The organism is Streptomyces sp. NPDC041135 (assembly GCF_055592085.1).
In genome coordinates, this window is record NZ_JBVIYZ010000003.1 from 138,655 (window position 1) to 158,783 (window position 20,129).

20 protein-coding genes are annotated in these 20,129 nt (G+C 73.7%); 14 read left to right on the forward strand and 6 right to left on the reverse strand.

Translation table 11 applies throughout. From position 1 onward, the window contains the following. Window positions 1-33: 33 nt before the first annotated feature. The gene (locus tag ACZ6CZ_RS08915; protein WP_469016860.1) at window positions 34-837 is read right to left on the reverse strand and encodes a VOC family protein; all 804 of its coding nucleotides are present in this window, start codon (window positions 835-837) and stop codon (window positions 34-36) included. A 310-nt stretch (window positions 838-1,147) separates the two neighbouring features. Here ACZ6CZ_RS08915 and ACZ6CZ_RS08920 point away from each other — a divergent pair, with 310 nt between their 5' ends. Beyond that, window positions 1,148-1,996 carry a sulfurtransferase gene (locus ACZ6CZ_RS08920; RefSeq protein WP_469016862.1) on the forward strand — a complete coding sequence of 283 codons (849 nt, stop codon included), beginning with the start codon at window positions 1,148-1,150 and terminating at the stop codon, window positions 1,994-1,996. Between the two features lie 109 nt (window positions 1,997-2,105). On the opposite strand, the gene sepH is transcribed toward ACZ6CZ_RS08920, so the two are convergent. From sepH to ACZ6CZ_RS08935, 3 genes are all read right to left on the reverse strand, one after another. Then, window positions 2,106-3,152, reverse strand: a complete 1,047-nt coding sequence (sepH, locus tag ACZ6CZ_RS08925) for a septation protein SepH (RefSeq protein ID WP_469016863.1) — start codon at window positions 3,150-3,152, stop codon at window positions 2,106-2,108. Window positions 3,153-3,640: 488 nt separating this feature from the next. Further along, window positions 3,641-4,963, reverse strand: a complete 1,323-nt coding sequence (locus tag ACZ6CZ_RS08930; RefSeq protein WP_469016865.1) for a D-arabinono-1,4-lactone oxidase — start codon at window positions 4,961-4,963, stop codon at window positions 3,641-3,643. Then, window positions 4,920-6,161, reverse strand: a complete 1,242-nt coding sequence (locus ACZ6CZ_RS08935; protein WP_469016868.1) for an MFS transporter — start codon at window positions 6,159-6,161, stop codon at window positions 4,920-4,922. The genes ACZ6CZ_RS08930 and ACZ6CZ_RS08935 overlap by 44 nt, the downstream gene beginning before the upstream one ends. Window positions 6,162-6,330: 169 nt before the next feature. Between ACZ6CZ_RS08935 and ACZ6CZ_RS08940 the strand changes: the two genes are divergently transcribed. Then, the gene (locus tag ACZ6CZ_RS08940) at window positions 6,331-7,458 is read left to right on the forward strand and encodes a ferrochelatase (RefSeq protein ID WP_469016871.1); all 1,128 of its coding nucleotides are present in this window, start codon (window positions 6,331-6,333) and stop codon (window positions 7,456-7,458) included. An 8-nt stretch (window positions 7,459-7,466) separates the two neighbouring features. Beyond that, on the forward strand, window positions 7,467-8,324 hold the full coding sequence (locus ACZ6CZ_RS08945; RefSeq protein ID WP_469016874.1) for an inositol monophosphatase family protein: 858 nt from the start codon (window positions 7,467-7,469) through the stop codon (window positions 8,322-8,324). Window positions 8,325-8,429: 105 nt separating this feature from the next. Here the strand turns inward: ACZ6CZ_RS08945 and ACZ6CZ_RS08950 are convergent, their stop codons facing one another. Next, complete coding sequence (locus ACZ6CZ_RS08950; RefSeq protein WP_469016876.1) at window positions 8,430-8,603, reverse strand: hypothetical protein; 174 nt, start codon at window positions 8,601-8,603, stop codon at window positions 8,430-8,432. A 631-nt stretch (window positions 8,604-9,234) separates the two neighbouring features. On the opposite strand from ACZ6CZ_RS08950, the gene ACZ6CZ_RS08955 reads away from it, so the two are divergent. The 4 genes from ACZ6CZ_RS08955 to ACZ6CZ_RS08970 all read left to right on the forward strand — a co-directional run bounded on the left by ACZ6CZ_RS08955 (window position 9,235) and on the right by ACZ6CZ_RS08970 (window position 12,764). Beyond that, the gene (locus ACZ6CZ_RS08955; RefSeq protein WP_469016878.1) at window positions 9,235-9,888 is read left to right on the forward strand and encodes a response regulator transcription factor; all 654 of its coding nucleotides are present in this window, start codon (window positions 9,235-9,237) and stop codon (window positions 9,886-9,888) included. 5 nt (window positions 9,889-9,893) lie between these two features. After that, a complete protein-coding gene (locus ACZ6CZ_RS08960; protein ID WP_469016881.1) occupies window positions 9,894-11,141 on the forward strand; it encodes a sensor histidine kinase in 1,248 nt (415 codons plus the stop codon). Window positions 11,142-11,533: 392 nt separating this feature from the next. Then, complete coding sequence (locus tag ACZ6CZ_RS08965; protein WP_053655247.1) at window positions 11,534-11,830, forward strand: DUF4193 domain-containing protein; 297 nt, start codon at window positions 11,534-11,536, stop codon at window positions 11,828-11,830. Window positions 11,831-11,843: 13 nt separating this feature from the next. Next, window positions 11,844-12,764, forward strand: a complete 921-nt coding sequence (locus ACZ6CZ_RS08970; RefSeq protein WP_469016883.1) for a hypothetical protein — start codon at window positions 11,844-11,846, stop codon at window positions 12,762-12,764. A gap of 76 nt (window positions 12,765-12,840) precedes the next feature. On the opposite strand, the gene ACZ6CZ_RS08975 is transcribed toward ACZ6CZ_RS08970, so the two are convergent. Continuing rightward, entirely contained in the window at window positions 12,841-13,299 is a 459-nt protein-coding gene (locus ACZ6CZ_RS08975) for a DUF3093 domain-containing protein (protein ID WP_469016885.1), read from the reverse strand. 58 nt (window positions 13,300-13,357) lie between these two features. Between ACZ6CZ_RS08975 and ACZ6CZ_RS08980 the strand changes: the two genes are divergently transcribed. The 7 genes from ACZ6CZ_RS08980 (at window position 13,358) to ACZ6CZ_RS09010 (ending at window position 20,036) form a co-directional block, all read left to right on the forward strand. Next, window positions 13,358-13,942 carry a PaaI family thioesterase gene (locus tag ACZ6CZ_RS08980; RefSeq protein WP_469016888.1) on the forward strand — a complete coding sequence of 195 codons (585 nt, stop codon included), beginning with the start codon at window positions 13,358-13,360 and terminating at the stop codon, window positions 13,940-13,942. A 59-nt stretch (window positions 13,943-14,001) separates the two neighbouring features. Then, window positions 14,002-14,571 carry a dUTP diphosphatase gene (gene dut, locus ACZ6CZ_RS08985; protein WP_469017879.1) on the forward strand — a complete coding sequence of 190 codons (570 nt, stop codon included), beginning with the start codon at window positions 14,002-14,004 and terminating at the stop codon, window positions 14,569-14,571. Window position 14,572: 1 nt separating this feature from the next. Next, a complete protein-coding gene (locus ACZ6CZ_RS08990) occupies window positions 14,573-15,340 on the forward strand; it encodes a DUF3710 domain-containing protein (RefSeq protein ID WP_469016891.1) in 768 nt (255 codons plus the stop codon). A 110-nt stretch (window positions 15,341-15,450) separates the two neighbouring features. Next, window positions 15,451-18,006 (forward strand): sensor histidine kinase, encoded by a 2,556-nt coding sequence (locus tag ACZ6CZ_RS08995; protein ID WP_469016894.1) that lies wholly within the window; start codon window positions 15,451-15,453, stop codon window positions 18,004-18,006. Then, on the forward strand, window positions 18,003-18,689 hold the full coding sequence (locus ACZ6CZ_RS09000) for a response regulator (RefSeq protein WP_469016897.1): 687 nt from the start codon (window positions 18,003-18,005) through the stop codon (window positions 18,687-18,689). Before ACZ6CZ_RS08995 ends, ACZ6CZ_RS09000 begins: the two co-directional genes overlap by 4 nt. Before the next feature lie 126 nt (window positions 18,690-18,815). Then, window positions 18,816-19,214 carry an OB-fold nucleic acid binding domain-containing protein gene (locus ACZ6CZ_RS09005; RefSeq protein ID WP_469016900.1) on the forward strand — a complete coding sequence of 133 codons (399 nt, stop codon included), beginning with the start codon at window positions 18,816-18,818 and terminating at the stop codon, window positions 19,212-19,214. Between the two features lie 3 nt (window positions 19,215-19,217). After that, entirely contained in the window at window positions 19,218-20,036 is an 819-nt protein-coding gene (locus tag ACZ6CZ_RS09010) for a DUF3159 domain-containing protein (RefSeq protein ID WP_469016903.1), read from the forward strand. Window positions 20,037-20,129: the final 93 nt, after the last annotated feature.

Consider the following 20,129-nt stretch of genomic DNA (forward strand, 5'->3'; position numbering starts at 1 on the left):
GCCGACCGCGATGCGGGCCAGGTCAGGCACGGCTCAGCGCGGGCTCTCGATCACCGAGAACACCGCTCCCTCCGGGTCCGCCACCGTGCCGACCCGTCCGCGCGCGCTGTCCCGGGCCGGCTCCACCACCCGGCCGCCCAGCTCCGTGACCCGGCGCAGCGTCCCGTCGGTGTCGGCGACCTCGAAGTACGTCAGCCAGTGCGCCCCCCGGTCGCGGGGCAGGCCGTTGCCCATGCCGTGGATGCCGGCCACCGGGCGGCCCTCCTTGTAGAGGGTCACGTAGTCGAAGTCGGCCGGGATCCCCGGCTCCTGGGCGAAGCCGAACACCGTTTGGTAGAACTTGACGACGCTCGCCGTCTCGTAGGTGATCAGCTCGTTCCAGGCCGGCGTGCCCGGCAGGCCGGTGACCGCCGGGCCGAGGTGCCGGGCCGGCTGCCAGATGCCGAAGACCGCCCCCGAGGGATCGGAGGCGATGGCCAGCCGCCCGGCCTCGGCCGCGTCCAGCGGGCCGACCCCGACCGTGCCGCCGCACAGCCGTACCGTGTCGGCGGTCTGGTCCGCGTCCGGTGAGGCCAGGTAGGGCGTCCAGGCGATCGGCAGCCGGCGGTCGGGCGGCAACTGGCCGATCCCGGCGACCTCCTGTCCGTCCAGCAGGGCCCGTACGTACGGGCCGAGTTGCGGCGGACCGGGCTGGAACTCCCAGCCGAACAGCTGCCCGTAGAAGTCCTCGGTCGCCGTCAGTCCGTGCACCATCAAGCTCACCCACGAGGGTGTGCCGGGCGCGTGCCGGGCGTGTGTCTCGCCGTTCGGGCCGGCCGGCTCCCGTGCCTCGGTCATCGTCACTCTCTCCCCGGCCCCTCGCGGTGGCCGTGTCGTTTCCGATCTCCGCAAGGGTGTGCCGCCGTCCGCCGCACGCCCCGTCCCCGGTGCTCGCATCGTCCGCGGCGCCGTGCGCCGCCGACCGGCGGGTTTCGCCCGGAGGATGCCTGATCCGCCGGGTCCCGCCACTCCCTGACGTCTGCCGGTGGAGGTCCATCGGCTGTACAGCACGTGCCCGGTCCCATACGCGTGGTGACCGAGCCTGCCCGGCGGAGCAGAGTAGTCGGACCTGGACGTCGCGGCCACCCCTGACGTATGGATGGGGGCCATGGAAGCCATCATCACCGCAACCCAACTCGCGCACGACTTGACCGCGCTGAATCCACCCGTCCTGCTCGACGTCCGCTGGCAGCTCACCCTGGCCCCGGCGGGGGGCGCCCCGGCCTTCGACGGGCGGGCCGAGTACGCGGCCGGGCACCTGCCCGGCGCGGTCTTCGTCGACCTGGACCGGGAACTGGCCTCGCCGCCCGGCGACCGCGGCCGGCATCCGCTGCCGGACCTGGGGGAGTTCGGCGCGGCGATGCGCCGCGCGGGCGTGTCGGCGGCGCGGCCGGTGGTCGTGTACGACGGCGGGCAGGGCTGGGCGGCGGCGCGCGCCTGGTGGCTGCTGCGCTGGACGGGTCACCCGGACGTGCGGGTCCTGGACGGCGGGTTGCCGGCCTGGCAGGGACCGCTGTCGGCGGACGTACCGACGCCGGACGAGGGCGACTTCGTGCCCGAGCCCGGCGCGGGGCTGCTCGACGCGGACGGCGCCGCCGCGCTGGCCCGCTCGGGGCTGCTGCTGGACGCGCGCGCGGGGGAGCGGTACCGGGGTGAGGTGGAGCCGATCGACCGCGTCGGCGGGCACATCCCGGGTGCGGTGTCCGCGCCGACGAACGAGAACGTGGGCGCCGACGGCCGCTTCCTGCCCGCCGACCGGCTGAAGGACCGTTTCCGGGCTCTGGGCGCGGTCGAGGGCGCCGAGGTGGGCGTGTACTGCGGCTCGGGCGTCTCGGCCGCCCACGAGGTGCTGGCGCTCGCGGTGGCGGGCGTTCCGGCGGCCCTGTACGTGGGTTCCTGGTCGGAGTGGTCCGCGGACCCGGCGCGGCCGGTGGCCACGGGAGCGGACCCGCGGTAACGGCGGCACGGCGAAGGAGGGGACCCGCACGGGCCCCCTCCTTCGCCGCACACGCGTGCGTACGTACCGGTCGTGCCGCCCGTCGTCTGCGCGACTTCCGCGGCCGGGGCTACTCCTGCTTCTTGCGCCGCGTCCCGAACACGATCTCGTCCCAGCTCGGCACCGCCGCCCGGCGCCCCGGGCGGACCCCGTCGGCCTCGGCCTGACGGTCCGTGGCGCCGACCAGCCGGTCGCGGTGGCTGCCGACGGAGCGCGGCATGAGGACGTCCGCGTAGGCGGAACCGGCCGACGCGGCCGGGGCGGGCGGTTCCTCCGCCACGGGCTCGGGATCGGGCTCCTGCGGCGACTCCACGGCCGGGCGCTCCGGGACCACGAGGTCGCCCCGGAAGCTCGGCACCGCCTCCAGCAGGCTGGTCAGCGAGTCGCGTTCGCTCGTGCTCTCCTCGGCGGGCTCGGAGGCCTGCGCGGGCAGACCGGGCCGCTCCCGGTCCAGGACGCGGTCCAGGGACCGGTCGAGCGGGCGGTCGCGGGGCAGCCGGGCGATGCGCGGGACGAACGGGAAGCTCGGCTCCGGCACGGCGAGTTCGTCGGACTCGCCGATCAGCGAGCGCGCCTCGTCGTCGACGGCCTGGACGAGTCGCCGGGGCGGGTCGTAGGTCCAGCTCGCCGAGTGCGGTTCGCCCGCCACCCGGTAGACCAGCAGAACCTCCCAGGTGCCGTCGTCGCGGCGCCAGGAGTCCCACTGCACGGTGTCCTTCTCGGCGCCGCGCAGCAACAGCCGTTCCTGGACGGCCTCGCCGAGCGGCGGACCGGAGTTCTCACCGGGGCGGCGGACCGGGGTCTTGCGGGCCCGCTCCGCCATGAAGGCGCGCTCGGCCAGCACCGGGCCCTCGAAGCGCCGTACCCGGTCGACGGGGATGCCGGCGAACTGGGCGACCTCTTCCGCGCTCGCGCCGGCACGTATCCGCGCCTGGATGTCACGGGGGCGGAGATGGCTCTCCACCTCGATCTCGATCTGGCCGAGGCGGGGCCGGTCGCCGCGGACGGCGGCACGCAGCCGCTCGTCGATCGGAAGCGTGTACTCCGTAGAGTCGGCAGCCTTGAGCACCAGCCGTGTGCCGTCATTCGAGACGGCCACGACACGCAGTTCGGGCATGGGGACCTCCCGGGTGGTGCCTGCCGACGTCACGTGCGTCGCTGCTTCCGCTAGTCGAGTGTGGCCTGCCCGGGTGCAGCCTGCCACAACCTTGCCGAGTTGCCCGGCGTGTCGGGCGCGGGCCCTGGAACGCCGTTATGGCACGGTTACCTGTTCGCAACGCTAAGTGACGAACTCCATCACCCTGTGCAACTAGCCCCCTCCCGGCGGTCCTGCAAGGCCCCGGACGCCCTGGCGGGAGACCGGACCCAGGGCTCGCAACAGTACTCCATTTGGACCATGTGCGTGGATGGGCGCGCCGCCCAACTTCCGGCAGGGGGACCGGCTCGGCCCCCCGCGGCCGGGTCACGGCACTCGAAGACGTGGCGAACTTCACGCGATCCCCAGAAACGGAGCGAATGGTTTCGTACGTGTGCCCCGCTCCCGGCCGGACAGTCGGGTGATCCGGCGTGACGGCCGTGACACCGGCGTCACCCGGACGACGGACCTCACGTGCCCAGGACCCTGCGCAAGTAGTCGTTCTGGAACAGCCGTTGCGGGTCCAGCCGGTCGCGCAGCGCCGTGAACTCGCCGAAGCGCGGATAGACACCGGCGAGGTACGCCGCGTCCCGCGTGTGCACCTTGCCCCAGTGCGGACGGCCCTCGTGCGCGGTGAAGATGCGCTCGGCGGCGGTGAAGTACGCCTGGTAGGGCGTCCCCCGGAACATGTGGACGGCGATGTAGGCGCTGTCCCGGCCGGAGGCGGTGGACAGGGTGATGTCGTCCGCCGGGGCGGTGCGCACCTCCACGGGGAAGCTGATCCGCAGCCCCGAGCGCTCCACCATGGTCCGCAGCTCGCGCAGCGTCTCCGTAAGGGCCGCGCGCGGGACGGCGTACTCCATCTCCACGAAGCGCACCCGGCGCGGCGAGGTGAACACCTTGTACGGGATGTCGGTGTACGTCCGCGCGGACAGCGCCCGGCTGGAGACCCGGGCCATCGGCGGGACGGCCGCGGGCACGGCCCGGCCCGTCCACTGGACCGCCTGGAAGAGGCCGTTGGAGAGGAACTCGTCCTGGACCCAGCCGGCCAGCGGTCCCACCGGCCGCTCCGGACCGGCGCTGCGGTTGTTGCGCTTGGTGTTGGTGTTACCTGTGTGCGGGAACCAGTAGAACTCGAAGTGCTCGTTCTCGGCCCACAACTGGTCGAACTCGGCGAGGACCCGGTCCAGCGGCATCGGCTCCTCGCGCGCGGTGAGCAGGAAGAGGGGCTCCACGGCGAACGTCAGGGCGGTGACCACGCCGAGGGCGCCCAGGCCGATCCGGGCGGCCGCGAAGACGTCCGGGTTCTCCTTCGCGGAGCAGGTGAGCACCGAGCCGTCCGCGGTGACCAGCTCGAGTCCGGTGATCTGGGCGGCGATCGAGGCCGACTCGCGGCCCGTGCCGTGGGTGCCGGTGCCGGCGGCCCCGGACACCGTCTGCTCCATGATGTCGCCCATGTTGGTGAGCGACAGCCCCTCGCGCGCGAGGGCCGCGTTCAGCCGCTTGAGCGGGGTGCCCGCCTCCACCGTGACGGTCATGGCCTCCCGGTCGACGGCCCGTATGCCCGTCAGCAGCTGAGGACGGATCAGCACGCCGTCGGTGGCGGCGATGGAGGTGAAGGAGTGCCCGGTGCCCACCGGCTTCACCGTCAGGCCGTCCTCGGCCGCCCGGCGCACCGCCGCGGCCAGTTCCTCCACCGACGCGGGCGTGACCTGCCGGGCGGGGCGCGCGGTCACGTTCCCGCCCCAGTTACGCCAGGTGCTGCCGTTCCTCCGGCTCGCTGTGGTGCTCAACGCTGCCTCCCCGAACCGCGGCCGGCCTGCTGAGCCGGCGGAACCCGAGGAAACCGACCGCGACCGCGACGGCCCCGGCCACCACCGGAACCCCGTACCCGGCACGCGCCCCGGCTGCGTCGATCACCCAGCCGGCCGCGGACGAGCCGAGCGCGACCCCGACCGCGAGGCCGGTGCTCACCCAGGTCATGCCCTCGGTGAGCTTCGCGCGAGGTACGTGCTCTTCGATGAGGGACATCGTCGTGATCATCGTCGGTGCGATGGACAGGCCCGCCACGAACAGCGCCACGGCCAGAAGCGGCAGGTTTCCGACCAGTAGGAGGGGGATCATACTCACGCCCATGCCGCAGACGCCCAGCAGCCAGCGGCGTTCCGGCGCCCCCGCGAAGCGCAGCAGCCCGAACACCACCCCGGCCACGCAGGAGCCGGCCGCGTACAGCGCCAGGACCACGCTCGCGGCGCCCTTGTGGCCGCGCTCGTCGGCGAAGGCGACGGTCACCACGTCGACGGCGCCGAAGATGGCGCCCGTCGCCACGAAGGTCGCCACCAGCACCTGGAGCCCGGCCGCGCGCAGCGCGCTGCCCCCGCTGTGGTCCGCGCGCGGGTGCGGCGCGGGCTCGGTCGCGCGCTGGGCGGTCAGCCAGAAGACGCCGGCCGCCAGGAAGCAGGCGGCCAGCAGCGGTCCCGCCTCCGGGAACCAGGTCGTGGACAGGCCGATGGAGACGATCGGCCCGAAGATGAAGCAGACCTCGTCGACCACCGACTCGAACGAGTAGGCGGTGTGCAGCTGCGGCGTGCCCCGGTACAGCGCCGCCCAGCGGGCCCGGACCATCGCGCCCAGGCTCGGCACCGAGCCGATGCCGGCGGCGCACACGAACAGCGTCCAGTCCGGCCAGCGGTAGTGCGCGGCGAGCAGCAGACCGGCCGCCGCGACGAGCGCCACCAGGGTCGCCGGGCGCAGCACCCGGCGCTGCCCGTACTGGTCGACCAGCCGGGAGATCTGCGGCCCGAGCGCGGCGGCGGCCAGCGCCAGGGTGGCCGACAGCGCGCCCGCCAGCCCGTACCGGCCGGTGAGCTGGGAGATCATCGTGACCACGCCGATGCCCATCATCGACAGCGGCATCCGGCCGACGAAGCCCGCTGCGGAGAAGCGCTTGCTGCCGGGAGCGGAGAACAGGGCGAGGTAGGGGCTGGGCACGGGGCTCTCCGACGGCTGGGTAAGGCGTGACTGCGGCTGATACAGCTTACGAGTTAGGCGACCCTAACGCACCAGGTTTGCCTGAGGGGCATATAGGACGACCCGGGACGCGACCCGCTGACCCTCCCGCCGTTTCCCGGCTGTCGGCGCCGGGTGGCAGGATCAAGACATGCCAGACGTGCTCGATGCCACCCCCTACGACGCCCTGCTGCTGCTCTCCTTCGGCGGACCGGAAGGCCCGGACGACGTGGTCCCGTTCCTGGAGAACGTGACGCGCGGGCGCGGCATCCCCAAGGAACGCCTGAAGGAAGTCGGACAGCACTACTTCCTGTTCGGCGGGGTCAGCCCGATCAACGACCAGAACCGCGCCCTGCTGGAGGCCCTGCGCGAGGACTTCGCCGAGCACGGCCTGGACCTGCCGGTCTACTGGGGCAACCGCAACTGGGCCCCGTACCTGACGGACACCCTGCGCCGGATGACCGCCGACGGCCGCCGCCGCGTCCTGGTCCTCGCCACGAGCGCCTACGCCTCCTACTCGGGCTGCCGGCAGTACCGCGAGAACCTCGCCGACGCGCTGGCCTCCCTGGAGGGCGAGGGCCTTCGGCCGCCACGCGTCGACAAGCTGCGGCACTACTTCAACCACCCCGGCTTCGTCGAGCCCATGACCGAGGGCGTGCTGGCGTCCCTGGCCGACCTCCCCGAGGACGTCCGCGCCGGCGCCCACCTCGCCTTCACCACCCACTCGATCCCGACCGCCGCCGCCGACACCTCCGGCCCCGCCGAGGTCCACGGCGACGGCGGCGCCTACGTCGCACAGCACCTGGACGTGGCCCGGCTGATCGCCGACGCCGTCCGCGAGCGCACCGGCGTCGACCACCCGTGGCGGCTCGTCTACCAGTCCCGCTCCGGCGCCCCGCACATCCCGTGGCTGGAGCCGGACATCTGCGACCACCTCGAGGAGCTGCACGGCGCCGGTGTGCCGGCCGTCGTCATGGCTCCGATCGGCTTCGTCTCCGACCACATGGAGGTCCTCTACGACCTCGACACGGAGGCCACGGCCAAGGCCGCGGAGCTGGGTGTGCCGGTGCGCCGCTCCGCCACCGTGGGCGCCGACCCGCGGTTCGCCGCCGCCGTGCGCGAGCTGGTGCTGGAGCGCGCCGCCGCCGAGAGCGGACAGCGAGTCGACCGGTGCGCCCTGGGCGCGCTGGGCGCGAGCCACGACGTCTGCCCGGTCGGCTGCTGCCCCGCCCGCGCCCCCCGCCCCGCCGCCGCGGGCGCCGACAGCCCCTACGCGTGAGGAGCCCCGTGACCGACGCCCGGCCCGACCCCGAGCGGCCAGCCCCCGAGCCGCCCGACCCGCTCCACACCGACCTGCTCGAGCTGGCCCGGGAGGCCGCCCGCCGCGCCGGTGAACTGCTGCGGGACCGCCGCCCGGCCGACCTCGCGGTCGCCCGCACCAAGTCCAGCCCCATCGACGTCGTCACCGAGATGGACATCGCCGCGGAGAAGCTGATCACCGACCTGATCTCCGCCCGCCGCCCCGACGACGGCTTCCTCGGCGAGGAGGGCGCCGCCGGCGCGGGCACCAGCGGGATCCGCTGGGTGATCGACCCGCTCGACGGCACCGTCAACTACCTCTACGGGCTGCCCACCTGGGCCGTGTCCATCGCGGCGGAGCGGGACGGGGAGACCGTCGCCGGGGTCGTCGCGGCCCCGATGCGCGGGGAGACGTACCACGCGGTGCGCGGCGGCGGAGCCTGGGCCACCGGCGCCTGGGCGGGCGAGCGGGCGCTGTCCTGCCGCCCCGCGCCCCCGCTGGAGCAGGCGCTGGTGTCCACCGGGTTCAACTACGTCGGCGAGGTCCGCGCCCACCAGGCCGAGGTCGCCGGGCGGCTGATCCCGCTGCTGCGCGACATCCGGCGCGGCGGTTCGGCCGCGGTCGACCTGTGCGACGTGGCCGCGGGCCGCCTCGACGGCTACTACGAGCGCGGCCTCAACGCCTGGGACGTGGCCGCGGGCGACCTCATCGCCCGGGAGGCGGGCGCCCTGACCGGCGGGCGGCCCGGACAGCGCCCGTGCCGTGACCTGACGGTCGCCGCCACCCCCGGCGTCTTCGAGCCCCTCCAGCGGCTGCTGGAGGACTTCGGCGCCTGGCACGACTGACTGCCGCGCGGCCGGGCACCCTGTACCGGGACGACCGGGACGAGAACGCGGAACGGGACCCCGGCGCTGGATTCGCCGAGGTCCCGTCCGTGCCTTGCCGGCCGTTCAGACGCGTGACGCGCCGACCTCCACACCGTGATCGGCGGCGAGGCGGCGCAGGTCGTCGAGCTCGGCCTGTTCCACCTCGACGAGGAAGTCGTCGCCCTCGTCGCGAGCCCGCGAAAGGTCGGACTCGGTTGCCTGTATGCGCTGCAGAAGTCCTGCGGTGAATGCGTCCATGCTGCGCCCCCTCGTCCTGGGTCGTGGGTGTGTGGCACGGGGGTGTGCCGTACGGAAGGGGCGATCACGTCTCTCGCAGGTGCCCAGCGCTGCCCGGCCGGGCGGCGACGGTGCCGGACACCCGCGCCCGCTCTGCGGCAAGCGGATTGCGGAATGCCGCATGGTACTGCGGCACATGCAGAGCGTGATCGCGGGGTGTACAGCCGTCCTCCCCCCGCTCCCTCTCGCGGAAACCTCAACCGGAAGAGAAAATCTCGTATTCCCCCGCGCCCGCTCCCAACTTTCCCGCCCCGCCCGCCCTTTCCCGCCACCTCGCCCGGACGGTCCCCGCCGCACCGCCCCCGCCGTTCCCCGGAGCGCCGCCCGCCCGCCGCCCCGCCGCCACCCGCGGGCCCACCGCCGCCCGCCCGCGCCTCGCCGCTCGCGCGCCACCGCCCGCCCCGCAGGTCCCGCGCGTCCCGGTCCCGCAGGTCCCGCGCGTCCCGGTCCCGCCGCCCGGCCGGACGGCCGCCGCCCCCGCCTTACCGCCGACTTATGGCGGAAAAGGGCAGGATGGAGGCCACAACAGCCCGGACAGCCCTGCCCGCGCGCTCCCGGCGCTCCGCGGGTGGACACAGGAAGGACAACCGACGTGCGCGTACTCGTCGTCGAGGACGAGCAGCTGCTCGCCGATGCGGTGGCCACCGGACTGCGCCGGGAGGCCATGGCGGTCGACGTCGTGTACGACGGTGCGGCCGCCCTGGAACGCATCGGCGTCAACGACTACGACGTGGTCGTCCTCGACCGGGACCTCCCGCTCGTGCACGGCGACGACGTCTGCCGCCGGATCGTCGAACTGGGCATGCCCACGCGCGTGCTCATGCTCACCGCCTCCGGTGACGTCAGCGACCGGGTCGAGGGCCTGGAGATCGGCGCCGACGACTACCTGCCCAAGCCCTTCGCCTTCACCGAGCTGATCGCCCGGGTGCGCGCCCTCGGCCGGCGCACCAGCGTGCCGCTGCCCCCGGTCCTGGAGCGCGCCGGGATCAAGCTCGACCCCAACCGCCGCGAGGTCCTCCGCGACGGCAAGGAGGTCCAGCTCGCCCCCAAGGAGTTCGCCGTGCTGGAGGTGCTGATGCGCAGCGAGGGTGCCGTCGTCTCGGCCGAACAGCTGCTGGAGAAGGCGTGGGACGAGAACACCGACCCCTTCACCAACGTGGTGCGCGTGACGGTCATGACCCTGCGCCGCAAGCTGGGCGAGCCGCCCGTCATCGTCACCGTCCCCGGCTCCGGATACCGGATCTGATCGCCGTGGCCGCCGCTCCCGCGCCCCCGCAGGCGCCCCCGAAACCCACCTGGGACCCCAGGAGACCGCAGGCCCCCTTCCCGTGGCTGCGCCCGACCATCCGGATACGCCTCACGCTGCTGTACGGCGGCATGTTCCTGATCGCCGGCATCCTGCTGCTGTCGATCATCTACCTGCTGGCCGCGCAGGCCATCAGCACCGGCAACCAGCCGCTGTTCAAGATCGTCAGCGGTACGGCGATCAAGGTGTCCAGTGAGGACTGCCCGGCGATCAACACCCAGACCCTGCCGCTGCCGGACTTCAACGACGCGATCAGCCAGTGCGTCGACCACCAGCGCCAGACGGCCCTGGACGACCTGCTCAGCCGCTCCCTGCTGGCCCTGCTGGGCCTCGCCGTGATCGCCTTCGCGTTCGGCTACGCCATGGCCGGGCGCGTGCTGTCCCCGCTCGGCCGGATCACCCGCACCGCGCGCCAGGTGGCCGGCTCGGACCTGTCCCGCCGTATCGAGCTGGACGGCCCGGACGACGAGCTGAAGGAGCTGGCCGACACCTTCGACGACATGCTGGAGCGCCTTCAGCGGGCGTTCACCGCCCAGCAGCGCTTCGTCGGCAACGCCTCGCACGAGCTGCGCACGCCCCTGGCGATCAACCGCACGCTCCTGGAGGTGCACCTCTCCGACCCCGGGGCGCCCGTGGAGCTCCAGCAGCTCGGCAAGACGCTGCTGGCCACCAACGAGCGCAGCGAGCAGCTCGTGGAGGGCCTGCTGCTGCTCGCCCGCAGCGACAACCAGATCGTCGAGCGCAAGCCCGTCGACCTCGCCGAGGTCGCCTCCCAGGCCGTCGACCAGGTGCACGCGGAGGCCGAGGCCAAGGGCGTCGCCGTCCGCGGGGAGCGCGGCCCGGCCGTGGTGCAGGGCAACGGCGTCCTGCTGGAGCGGATCGCGCTGAACCTCGTGCAGAACGCGGTGCGCTACAACGTGCCCGAGGACGGCTGGGTCGAGGTCACCACGGAGGTGCAGCACGGGCGGGCGGTGCTGACCGTCTCGAACACCGGCCCGGTGGTGCCGGCCTACGAGATCGACAACCTCTTCGAGCCCTTCCGGCGGCTGCGCACGGAGCGCACGGGCAGCGACAAGGGGGTGGGCCTCGGCCTGTCCATCGTCCGGTCCGTGGCCCGCGCGCACGGCGGTCACATCAGCGCCCGGCCCCGCGAGGGCGGAGGGCTGGTGATGCGCGTCACACTGCCGCTGTGAGGTGTCCCGACACCCGCGAAGAAAGTTCGCCCGACGCGGAATTTTCGGACGGTCCGGCACGCTGTTGCCTGTGTGATCGATCACAGGAGCGGTTTTCCGGCCATCCACTCTCCGTGATCATGACTGACGCCGGAAAGCCGGGATAATCCGGGTTTTCAGGGGTCACGATCACGGGAAGTACACGATGAGACGCCTTTGAGGTGCGGCATCCGGACCGTGTACGGTCCCCCTCGCCATCCAAGCCGATCACTCTTGAGGAGTCCGGTTGGGTGTCGATTGAGTAACAGACCTTGATGTGAGGCAAAATCTCCGCCTCGGGTCGGGCACAAGTCCGGCCTCTCACGCGTTACGTGCGCTGGAGACACCGCAGACACCCAGAGGGGGAGAGCGACATGGCAACCGATTACGACACTCCACGCAAGACCGACGATGACGTCGACTCGGACAGCCTCGAAGAGCTGAAGGCTCGACGAAACGACAAGACCACCTCTTCGGTGGACGTCGACGAATTCGAGGCCGCGGAAGGCCTCGAGCTGCCCGGTGCCGACCTCTCCAACGAGGAGCTGGCCGTCCGGGTCCTGCCGAAGCAGCAGGACGAGTTCACCTGCATGAGCTGCTTCCTGGTCCACCACCGCAGCCAGTTGGCCAGGGAGAAGAACGGCCAGCCGATCTGCCGCGACTGCGACTGAGGGCGGGTCGGCCGTGACTGGCTCGACCCCTCCTCGTAAGCGCCGCTTCCGCCTGCCGGGAGCGGACCACGGGCCGTCCGGCGGCCCGCACGGCGCGCGTCACGACGAGCGGGGCTCATCCGTCAAGGGAGCCTCGCTCGAACCGGCGGCCGACGGGGCTGACCTCCCGGAGCCCGCCGAGCGGCCCGCGCCCGCCGCCCGGCGACGGGCGGCGGTCCTCCGCGACAAGACCCGGGAAAGGACCCGGGAAGGGGTCCGCAAGGGCGGCAGCCGCGCCAGGGCGGGGCTGGGGTACCTGGCGGACCGGGTCATCGAGATCGCCCCGCGTATCCCCGTACGCGACCTCGCCACGCTTCGCCGGCAGTTCCCGGGCCTCGGGCCCGAGCGGCTCGCCGACAAGCTGGTGACGGGCGCCGCCAACGGCACCTCCACGGTCGGCGCCGGGATCGGTGCCGCGGCGATGCTGCCGGTGCCGCCGGCGATGCCGACCGAACTGGCCGCGGAGATCACCGGGGTCGCCGCGATCGAGCTGAAGCTGATCGCCGAGCTGTACGAGGTCTACGGCCTGCGCCCGCCGGGCAACGTGAGGGAGCGCTCCGCCGCGTATCTGGCCTCGTGGTCCAGCGAGCGCGGCATCGACGTGCACCGGCCGTCCACGATCGACACGGCCCTCGGCGGCCGGATGAAGCGCGAACTGCGCCGGCAGATCATGAAGCGGATGGTCCGCGACCTGCCCAATCTGATGCCGTTCATGGTCGGCGCGGCCGTCGGGGCGGTCATGAACCGCCGGGACACCAGAAGACTCGCGGCACGCATCCGGGCCGACCTGCGGGGGCACCAGGTGCCCTGGGACCGGCTGCCCGAGCTGCCGCCCCTCGACCGCCCGGCCGACCCCCTGCCGATGACCGACCCGCTCGGGGAGCTGGGGCGCTGACGCGCCCGGCCGCGGGGAGCGGCGCACGACGACGACCACCGGCCACCGGTCACCGGAGGCGGTGGCCGACAGGACCCTAGGCCTCCCGGGCCGCCTCGATCGCGGCGGCGAGGCGCTCCGGCTCCCGGGTCGACAGGTACAGGTAGGGCGTCGGGTCCTGCGGGTCGGTGACCTCCACGCGCAGCGCCCGCGGGATGTAGGCGCGCAGCAGGAGGAACGCGCGGGTGTCGGCCTTGTAGGTGCGCCAGGCGCGGGCCTCCTCCGGGTCCAGGACCTGCGAGCCGCCCAGCGCCGACACCGGGATCTTCGCCTCGCCCGCGATCAACGAGCCGCCCACGACCCGGATGCGCGGCGAGCCGTAGGAACTGGCGACCACCGCTGCCGCCGCCGTACCGCCGACCAGGCCGCCGAGCATCGGCAGGGTGCCGAAGGGGAGCAGGATCAGGGCGAGGGAGACGCCGATCAGGAAGCTGATCAGCCACCACGAACGGGGGGCGGTGAGGCGTTCTTCGTAAGGGGTGGCGGAGAGCTGCATGAAACCAAGCTTGGCACGGTGTGGGGACAGCCCCGGCGCGCGGGTAAGGTCTGCGGCTGTGAGTGGTAGTTCCGCAGCCCTTCAGCCTCCCGCCGACGCCGTGCGGCCGGTCCGTCACCCCGACGCTCCCGCCCCCGGTGAGCTTCTCGGCGCCCACTACGAACACTGTTTCGGGTGCGGTGGCGGACAGCTCCACGGGCTGCACCTGGAGGCCCGGGCCGGCCAGGGCGTCTCCCTCACGGCCGAGTTCACCGTGCAGCCCGCCCACCAGGGCGCCCCGGGCCTCGCGCACGGCGGGGTGCTGGCCACCGCCCTCGACGAGACGCTCGGCTCGCTGAACTGGCTGCTGCGGACCATCGCCGTCACCGGGCGGCTGGAGACCGACTTCGTGCGGCCGGTGCCGGTGGGCACCACGCTGCACCTGCAGGCCGAGGTGACCGCCGTGGCCGGCCGCAAGATCTACTGCACCGCCACCGGACGCATCGGCGGCCCCGACGGGCTCCTCGCCGTGCGGGCCGACGCCCTGTTCGTCGAGGTGAAGGTCGACCACTTCATCGACCACGGCCGCGCGGAGGAGATCCGGGCCGCGATGGACGACCCCGACCAGCTCCGGCGGGCCCGCGCCTTCGAGGTGAACCCGTGAGCCCCGACAGCCCGCGGAGCCCCGCGGACGCCGTCGGCCCCGACAGCCCCGCGAACCCCATGAGTCCCGCCGGCCCTGCGCACCGGGCACCCCTGGACGTACTGATCCGGCGCGTCGACCCCGACGTGCCGCTGCCGGCGTACGAGCACCCCGGTGACGCCGGCGCCGATCTGCGGACCACCCAGGCGTGCGAGCTGGCGCCCGGGGAACGGGCCGTGCTGCCCACCGGAGTGGGGATCGCGCTGCCCGAGGGGTACGCGGCCTTCGTGCACCCCCGGTCCGGGCTCGCCGCCCGCTGCGGTGTCGCCCTCGTGAATGCCCCGGGGACGGTTGATGCCGGGTACCGTGGAGAGATCAAGGTGATCGTGGTGAATCTCGACCCGCGCGAGTCCGTGCGGTTCGAGCGCTTCGACCGGATTGCCCAACTGGTCGTCCAGCAGGTCGAGAGGGTCCGCTTCCAGGAGGTGGCGGAACTTCCCGGCTCGGCGCGCGCCGAGGGGGGCTTCGGGTCCACCGGTGGCCATGCCGCGGTGGGCGGCGGGAGCGGCACAAGCGGTCAGGCCGTCGAGGGCGGCCAGGCGGGTGGGAATCGATACGCTTCGGTCGTATCCGACCGGGAAGGACAGTGACGTGTTCGGACGTCGCAAGAAGAAGGGTGCCGCCGAGGACGCGGCCGGCGAGGCCGAGCAGGTCGTCGACAGCGTCGACACCGAGGCGGACGACGAGGACGCGGCCGCACGCGACCGCGTCCGGCTGGAGCCCGAACCGCGGCCCGACGGGCCCTGGGACAGCACCGAGGTGCGCGACCCGGCCGAGGGCCGCGTCGACCTCGGCGGACTGTTCGTACCGGGCGTGGACGGGATGGAGCTGCGGGTCGAGGTCGCGGGCGACGCGATCGTCGCGGCCACCGTCGTCCTGCGTGACAGCGCCGTCCAGCTCCAGGCCTTCGCCGCGCCCAAGCGCGAGGGCATCTGGGGCGAGGTCCGCGAGGAGATCGCGGCCGGCATCACCCAGCAGGGCGGCATCGTCGACGAGGTCGAGGGCCCGCTGGGCTGGGAGCTGCGCGCCCAGGTGCCGGTGCAGCTGCCGGACGGCACGGGCGGCTACCAGGTCGTGCGGTTCGTCGGCGTGGACGGCCCGCGCTGGTTCCTGCGCGGGGTGATCTCGGGCCAGGGCGCGGTGCAGCCGCAGGCGGCCGGGCTGCTGGAGCAGATCTTCCGCGACACGGTCGTGGTCCGCGGCGAGGGTCCCATGGCGCCCCGCGACCCGATCGTCCTGAAGCTGCCGAACGACGCCCAGATGGTCCCCGAGGGCGTCCAGCAGGAGGATGCCGGCTCGCGCTTCTCCGGCGGCATGGGCCAGCTGCAGCGCGGCCCGGAGATCACCGAGGTCCGCTAGAGGCTCTCCGGAGGCCCAGGGCCCCGGAAGTCCGGACGTACCGCCCGGCCGGGCGGTGAAGGGCCGTACCCCGCACCGGGGTACGGCCCTTCGGCATGGAGAATGGCGCCATGGCACGCGGCAGGCTTCGGATCTACCTCGGCGCGGCACCCGGTGTGGGCAAGACCTACGCGATGCTGTCGGAGGCGCACCGCCGGACCGAGCGGGGCACCGACTGCGTGGCCGCCCTCGTCGAGCACCACGGCCGGCCGCGCACCGAGGCGCTGCTGCACGGCCTGGACCACGTGCCGCCGCTGCGGCCGCGGGACCCCGGGTGGGGCACCGGCGAGCTGGACGTGGCGGCCGTGCTGCGCCGGGCGCCCGCCGTCGCGCTGGTGGACGACCTCGCCCACACCAACGCCCCCGGCTCCCGCAACGCCAAGCGCTGGCAGGACGTGGCGGAACTGCTCGCCGCCGGCATCGACGTCGTCTCCACCGTCGACATCCAGCACCTGGAGTCGCTGGGCGACGTGGTCGAGTGGATCACCGGGGTGCGCCAGCGCGAGACCGTCCCGGACGAGGTGGTGCGCCGGGCCGACCAGATCGAGCTGGTCGACATGTCGCCCCAGGCGCTGCGCCGCCGGATGGCCCACGGCAACATCTACCGGCCCGACCGCGTCGACGCGGCCCTGTCCAACTACTTCCGGCCCGGCAACCTCACCGCCCTGCGCGAGCTGGCGCTGCTGTGGGTCGCCGACCGGGCCGACGAGTACCTGAACGAGTACCGCAGCCGGCACCGGGTGTCCACGATCTGGGGCTCGCGGGAGCGGATCGTGGTCGGGCTGACCGGCGGCCCCGAGGGACGCACCCTGATCCGGCGGGCCGCCCGCCTGGCCGAGAAGGGCGCCGGCGGCGAGGTGCTCGCCGTCCGCATCACCCGCGGCGACGACCCGGCCGCCGCCTCCCCGGCGGAACTGACCGTCCAGCGCACCCTCGTCGAGGACCTGGGCGGCACCTTCCACCACGTCGTCGGCGACGACATCCCGGCCGCCCTGCTGGACTTCGCGCGCGGCGTCAACGCCACCCAGATCGTGCTGGGCTCCTCGCGCCGCACCACCCTGCAGTACGTCTTCGGGCCCGGTGTCGGCGCCACCGTCACCCGCGACTCCGGTCCCGACCTCGACGTCCACATCGTCACCCACGAGGAGGCGGGCCGCGGGCGCGTCCTGCCCGCTGCCGGCAACGCCCGGCCGGGGCGGGGCCGGGTCCGGTGGGGCTGGGCGGCGGGGCTGGCCGGCCCGGCCGCCCTCGCGGCGCTGCTGGACACCGTCAGCCTGGGCCTCGCCAACGACATGCTGCTGTTCCTCGCCGTGACCATCGCCGTCGCGCTGCTCGGCGGACTGCGCCCGGCGCTGGCCTCGGCGGTCTGCGGGTCGCTGCTGCTGGCCTGGGCCTGCGCACCCCCGCTGCACCAACCGGCCGTCGCCGACCCCCGGGACGCCGTCGCCGTCGCGGTCTTCGTGGGCGTGGCGGCGACGGTGGCCCGGGTGGTGGACCTCGCCGCCCGCCGCACCGACCAGGCGGCCCGGCTGCGCGCCGAGTCCGAGATCCTCGCCTTCCTGGCCGGCAACGTGCTGCGCGGCGAGACCGGCCTGGAGGAGCTGCTGGAGCGGGTCCGCGAGACCTTCGGCATGGACTCGGCGGCCCTGCTGGAGCGGACCGGCGACCTCGACCCGTGGCACTGCGCGGCCCGCGCCGGGTCGGGGCCGCCGCTGCGGCGGCCGGAGGACGCCGACGTGGACGTGCCGGTCGGGGACCACCTGGCGCTCGCGCTGAGGGGCCGGGTGCTGCCCGCCGGGGACCGCCGGGTGCTGGCCGCCTTCGCCGCCCAGGCCGCCGTCGCGCTGGACCGCCGGCGCCTGCGGGAGGAGGCCGACCGGGCGCGCACGCTCGCCGAGGGCAACCGCATCCGCACCGCGCTGCTGGCCGCCGTCAGCCATGACCTGCGCACCCCGCTGGCGGGCATCAAGGCGGCCGTGTCCTCGCTGCGCTCCGGCGACGTGGCCTGGTCCGCCGAGGACGAGGCGGAGCTGCTCGCGGGCATCGAGGAGGGCGCCGACCGCCTCGACCACCTCGTCGGCAACCTGCTCGACATGTCCCGCCTGCACACCGGCACGGTCACCCCGCTCATCCGCGAGATCGACGTCGACGAGGTGGTCCCGGTGGCCCTCGGCGGCGTGCCCGAGGACAGCGTGGACCTCGACGTCCCGGAGACGCTGCCGATGGTCGCCGTCGACCCCGGGCTGCTGGAGCGGTCCGTGGCCAACCTGGTGGAGAACGCCGTCAAGTACAGCCCGCCCGGGCAGCGGGTCCTGGTGTCCGCCAGCGCCATGGCCGACCGGGTCGAGGTGCGGGTGGTGGACCGGGGACCGGGCGTTCCCGACGAGGCGAAGGACCGCATCTTCGAGCCCTTCCAGCGCTACGGTGACGCCCCGCGCGGTGCCGGCGTCGGCCTCGGCCTGGCGGTCGCCCGGGGTTTCGCGGAGGCGATGGGCGGCACTCTCACCGCCGAGGACACGCCGGGCGGGGGCCTCACCATGGTCCTCAGCCTCGGCGCGGCGGGCGGACTCCCCGAACAGCGGCCGGACGGGCCGCGCTCGACCGCAGAGGAAAGGCAGATGTCATGACCCGGGTGCTGGTCGTCGACGACGAGCCGCAGATCACCCGCGCCCTCGTGCTCAACCTCAAGGCACGCGGGTACGAGGTGGACGCGGCGCCCGACGGCAGGTCCGCCCTCGCCCTGGCGGCCTCCCGCCACCCCGACGTGATCGTGCTCGACCTCGGCCTGCCCGACATGGACGGCGTCGAGGTGATCCGGGGCCTGCGCGGCTGGACCAGGGTGCCCGTCCTCGTCCTCTCGGCCCGGCACTCCTCCGACGAGAAGGTGCAGGCGCTGGACGCGGGCGCCGACGACTACGTCACCAAGCCCTTCGGCATGGACGAGTTGCTGGCCCGGCTGCGGGCGGCCGTGCGCCGGGCCGAGCCGGCCGGGACCGGGGCGGACGAGGTGACGACCGTACGGACGCCGGAGTTCACCGTCGACCTGGTGGCGAAGAAGGTCGACCGGGGCGGCAAGGACGTCCGGCTCACCCCCACCGAGTGGCACCTGCTGGAGGTGCTGGTCCGCAACACCGGGCGGCTCGTCGGCCAGAAGCAGCTGCTCCAGGAGGTGTGGGGGCCGTCGTACGGGACGGAGTCCAACTACCTGCGCGTGTACATGGCACAGCTGCGCCGCAAGCTGGAGGCCGACCCCTCGCACCCGAGGCACTTCGTCACCGAACCGGGGATGGGCTACCGCTTCGAGACGTGACCCGGGGACGACCGGCCGCCCGCGCTCGCCGCGCACGCCGGGCGGTCGAGGTGCGCGGGCGCCCGGGGGCCGGGGCCGCCCGGCCGCGGGTACGGGCCCGTCGGTGCACCCCGGTAGGCTTCAGACATGAGTGCTGTTCCTCGTTCCGAAAAGCCGGCGGGCCGGTTCCGGCGCATGCTCGACCGGCTCTCCACCTCGCAGGAGGACCTGGAGTCCGAGGAGCTTCGGGAAGACGCCGAGACGGCCGGCTGCACACGGATCGGAGACTGTCAGGACCGCCAGATAGTCACGGTTACTGGTACCTTGCGCACGGTCACCCTGCGGCCGCGGGCCGGTGTCCCGGCCCTGGAGGCCGAGCTGTTCGACGGCTCCGCCGCGCTGGACGTGGTGTGGCTGGGCAGGCGTTCCATCACGGGGATAGAACCGGGGCGCAAGCTCCTCGCGTCGGGCCGGATCTCGATGAGCCGGGGCCGCCGGGTGCTGTTCAATCCGAAGTACGAACTGAGACCCCTGGGTAGGGAGTAGCCGGTGACGTCCCTCGACAAGCCGACCGAAGACACCGACGACACGTCACAGGACGACGCCCGGGCGGTGACCGAGGCCGCGCTGTTCGAGGCGTTCGGCGGTGTCCGGGGCATGGTCGAGACGGTCCTGCCCGGCCTCCTCTTCGTCACCATCTTCACCATCAACAAGGACTTGCACTGGTCGGCCATCGCCGCGCTGGCCGTGTCGCTGGTCCTGGTCGCGGTCCGGCTGGTGCGCAGGGACACCGTCAAGCACGCCTTCAGCGGCGTCTTCGGCGTCGCCTTCGGCGTGGTCTTCGCGATGATGACCGGCAACGCCAAGGACTTCTACCTCCCCGGCATGCTGTACACGCTGGGGACGGCGCTGGCCTACATCGTCACCACCCTCGCCGGGGTGCCGCTGATGGGCCTGATGCTCGGCCCGGTCTTCAAGGAGAACCTCTCCTGGCGCACCCGCAACCCCGGCCGCAAGAAGGCCTACGCCAAGGCGAGCTGGGCCTGGGGCCTGATCATGCTCGCCAAGTGCGCGGTCCTCTTCCCGCTGTACTGGTGGGCCGACACCGCCCAGCTCGGCTGGGTCCTGGTGGCCCTGAAGATCCCGCCGTTCCTGCTGGCGGTCTGGCTCACCTGGGTCTTCCTCGCCAAGGCGCCGGCGCCGATCGACGTCTTCGCGGAGATGGAGGCGCAGGAGCAGGCCGAGAAGGCCGAGAAGGCCGCCGCCGAGGCCGAGCGGGCCGGGCAGGCCGCCGAGCGGGCCGGGACGGCTGAGCAGGCGGCGAAGGCCGAGGAGTCCGCGGGCGGGCGGCACCGCCGCGACGCGTAGCCGGCGGCCGGGACGACGAGGGACGCGCAGGCCGCGCGGCCAGGAGACGACGAGGGGGGCGCCCGGAGATCTCCGGGCGCCCCCCTCGTGCCG

Bases quoted from the DNA above. Each gene is read 5' to 3' on its own strand.
- ACZ6CZ_RS08915 (WP_469016860.1), bottom strand. From the start codon at position 837: ATGACCGAGGCACGGGAGCCGGCCGGCCCGAACGGCGAGACACACGCC.
- ACZ6CZ_RS08920 (WP_469016862.1), top strand. From the start codon at position 1,148: ATGGAAGCCATCATCACCGCAACCCAACTCGCGCACGACTTGACCGCG.
- sepH (WP_469016863.1), bottom strand. From the start codon at position 3,152: ATGCCCGAACTGCGTGTCGTGGCCGTCTCGAATGACGGCACACGGCTG.
- ACZ6CZ_RS08940 (WP_469016871.1), top strand. From the start codon at position 6,331: ATGCCAGACGTGCTCGATGCCACCCCCTACGACGCCCTGCTGCTGCTC.
- ACZ6CZ_RS08950 (WP_469016876.1), bottom strand. From the start codon at position 8,603: ATGGACGCATTCACCGCAGGACTTCTGCAGCGCATACAGGCAACCGAG.
- ACZ6CZ_RS08965 (WP_053655247.1), top strand. From the start codon at position 11,534: ATGGCAACCGATTACGACACTCCACGCAAGACCGACGATGACGTCGAC.
- ACZ6CZ_RS08975 (WP_469016885.1), bottom strand. From the start codon at position 13,299: ATGCAGCTCTCCGCCACCCCTTACGAAGAACGCCTCACCGCCCCCCGT.
- dut (WP_469017879.1), top strand. From the start codon at position 14,002: ATGAGTCCCGCCGGCCCTGCGCACCGGGCACCCCTGGACGTACTGATC.
- ACZ6CZ_RS08995 (WP_469016894.1), top strand. From the start codon at position 15,451: ATGGCACGCGGCAGGCTTCGGATCTACCTCGGCGCGGCACCCGGTGTG.
- ACZ6CZ_RS09000 (WP_469016897.1), top strand. From the start codon at position 18,003: ATGACCCGGGTGCTGGTCGTCGACGACGAGCCGCAGATCACCCGCGCC.
- ACZ6CZ_RS09005 (WP_469016900.1), top strand. From the start codon at position 18,816: ATGAGTGCTGTTCCTCGTTCCGAAAAGCCGGCGGGCCGGTTCCGGCGC.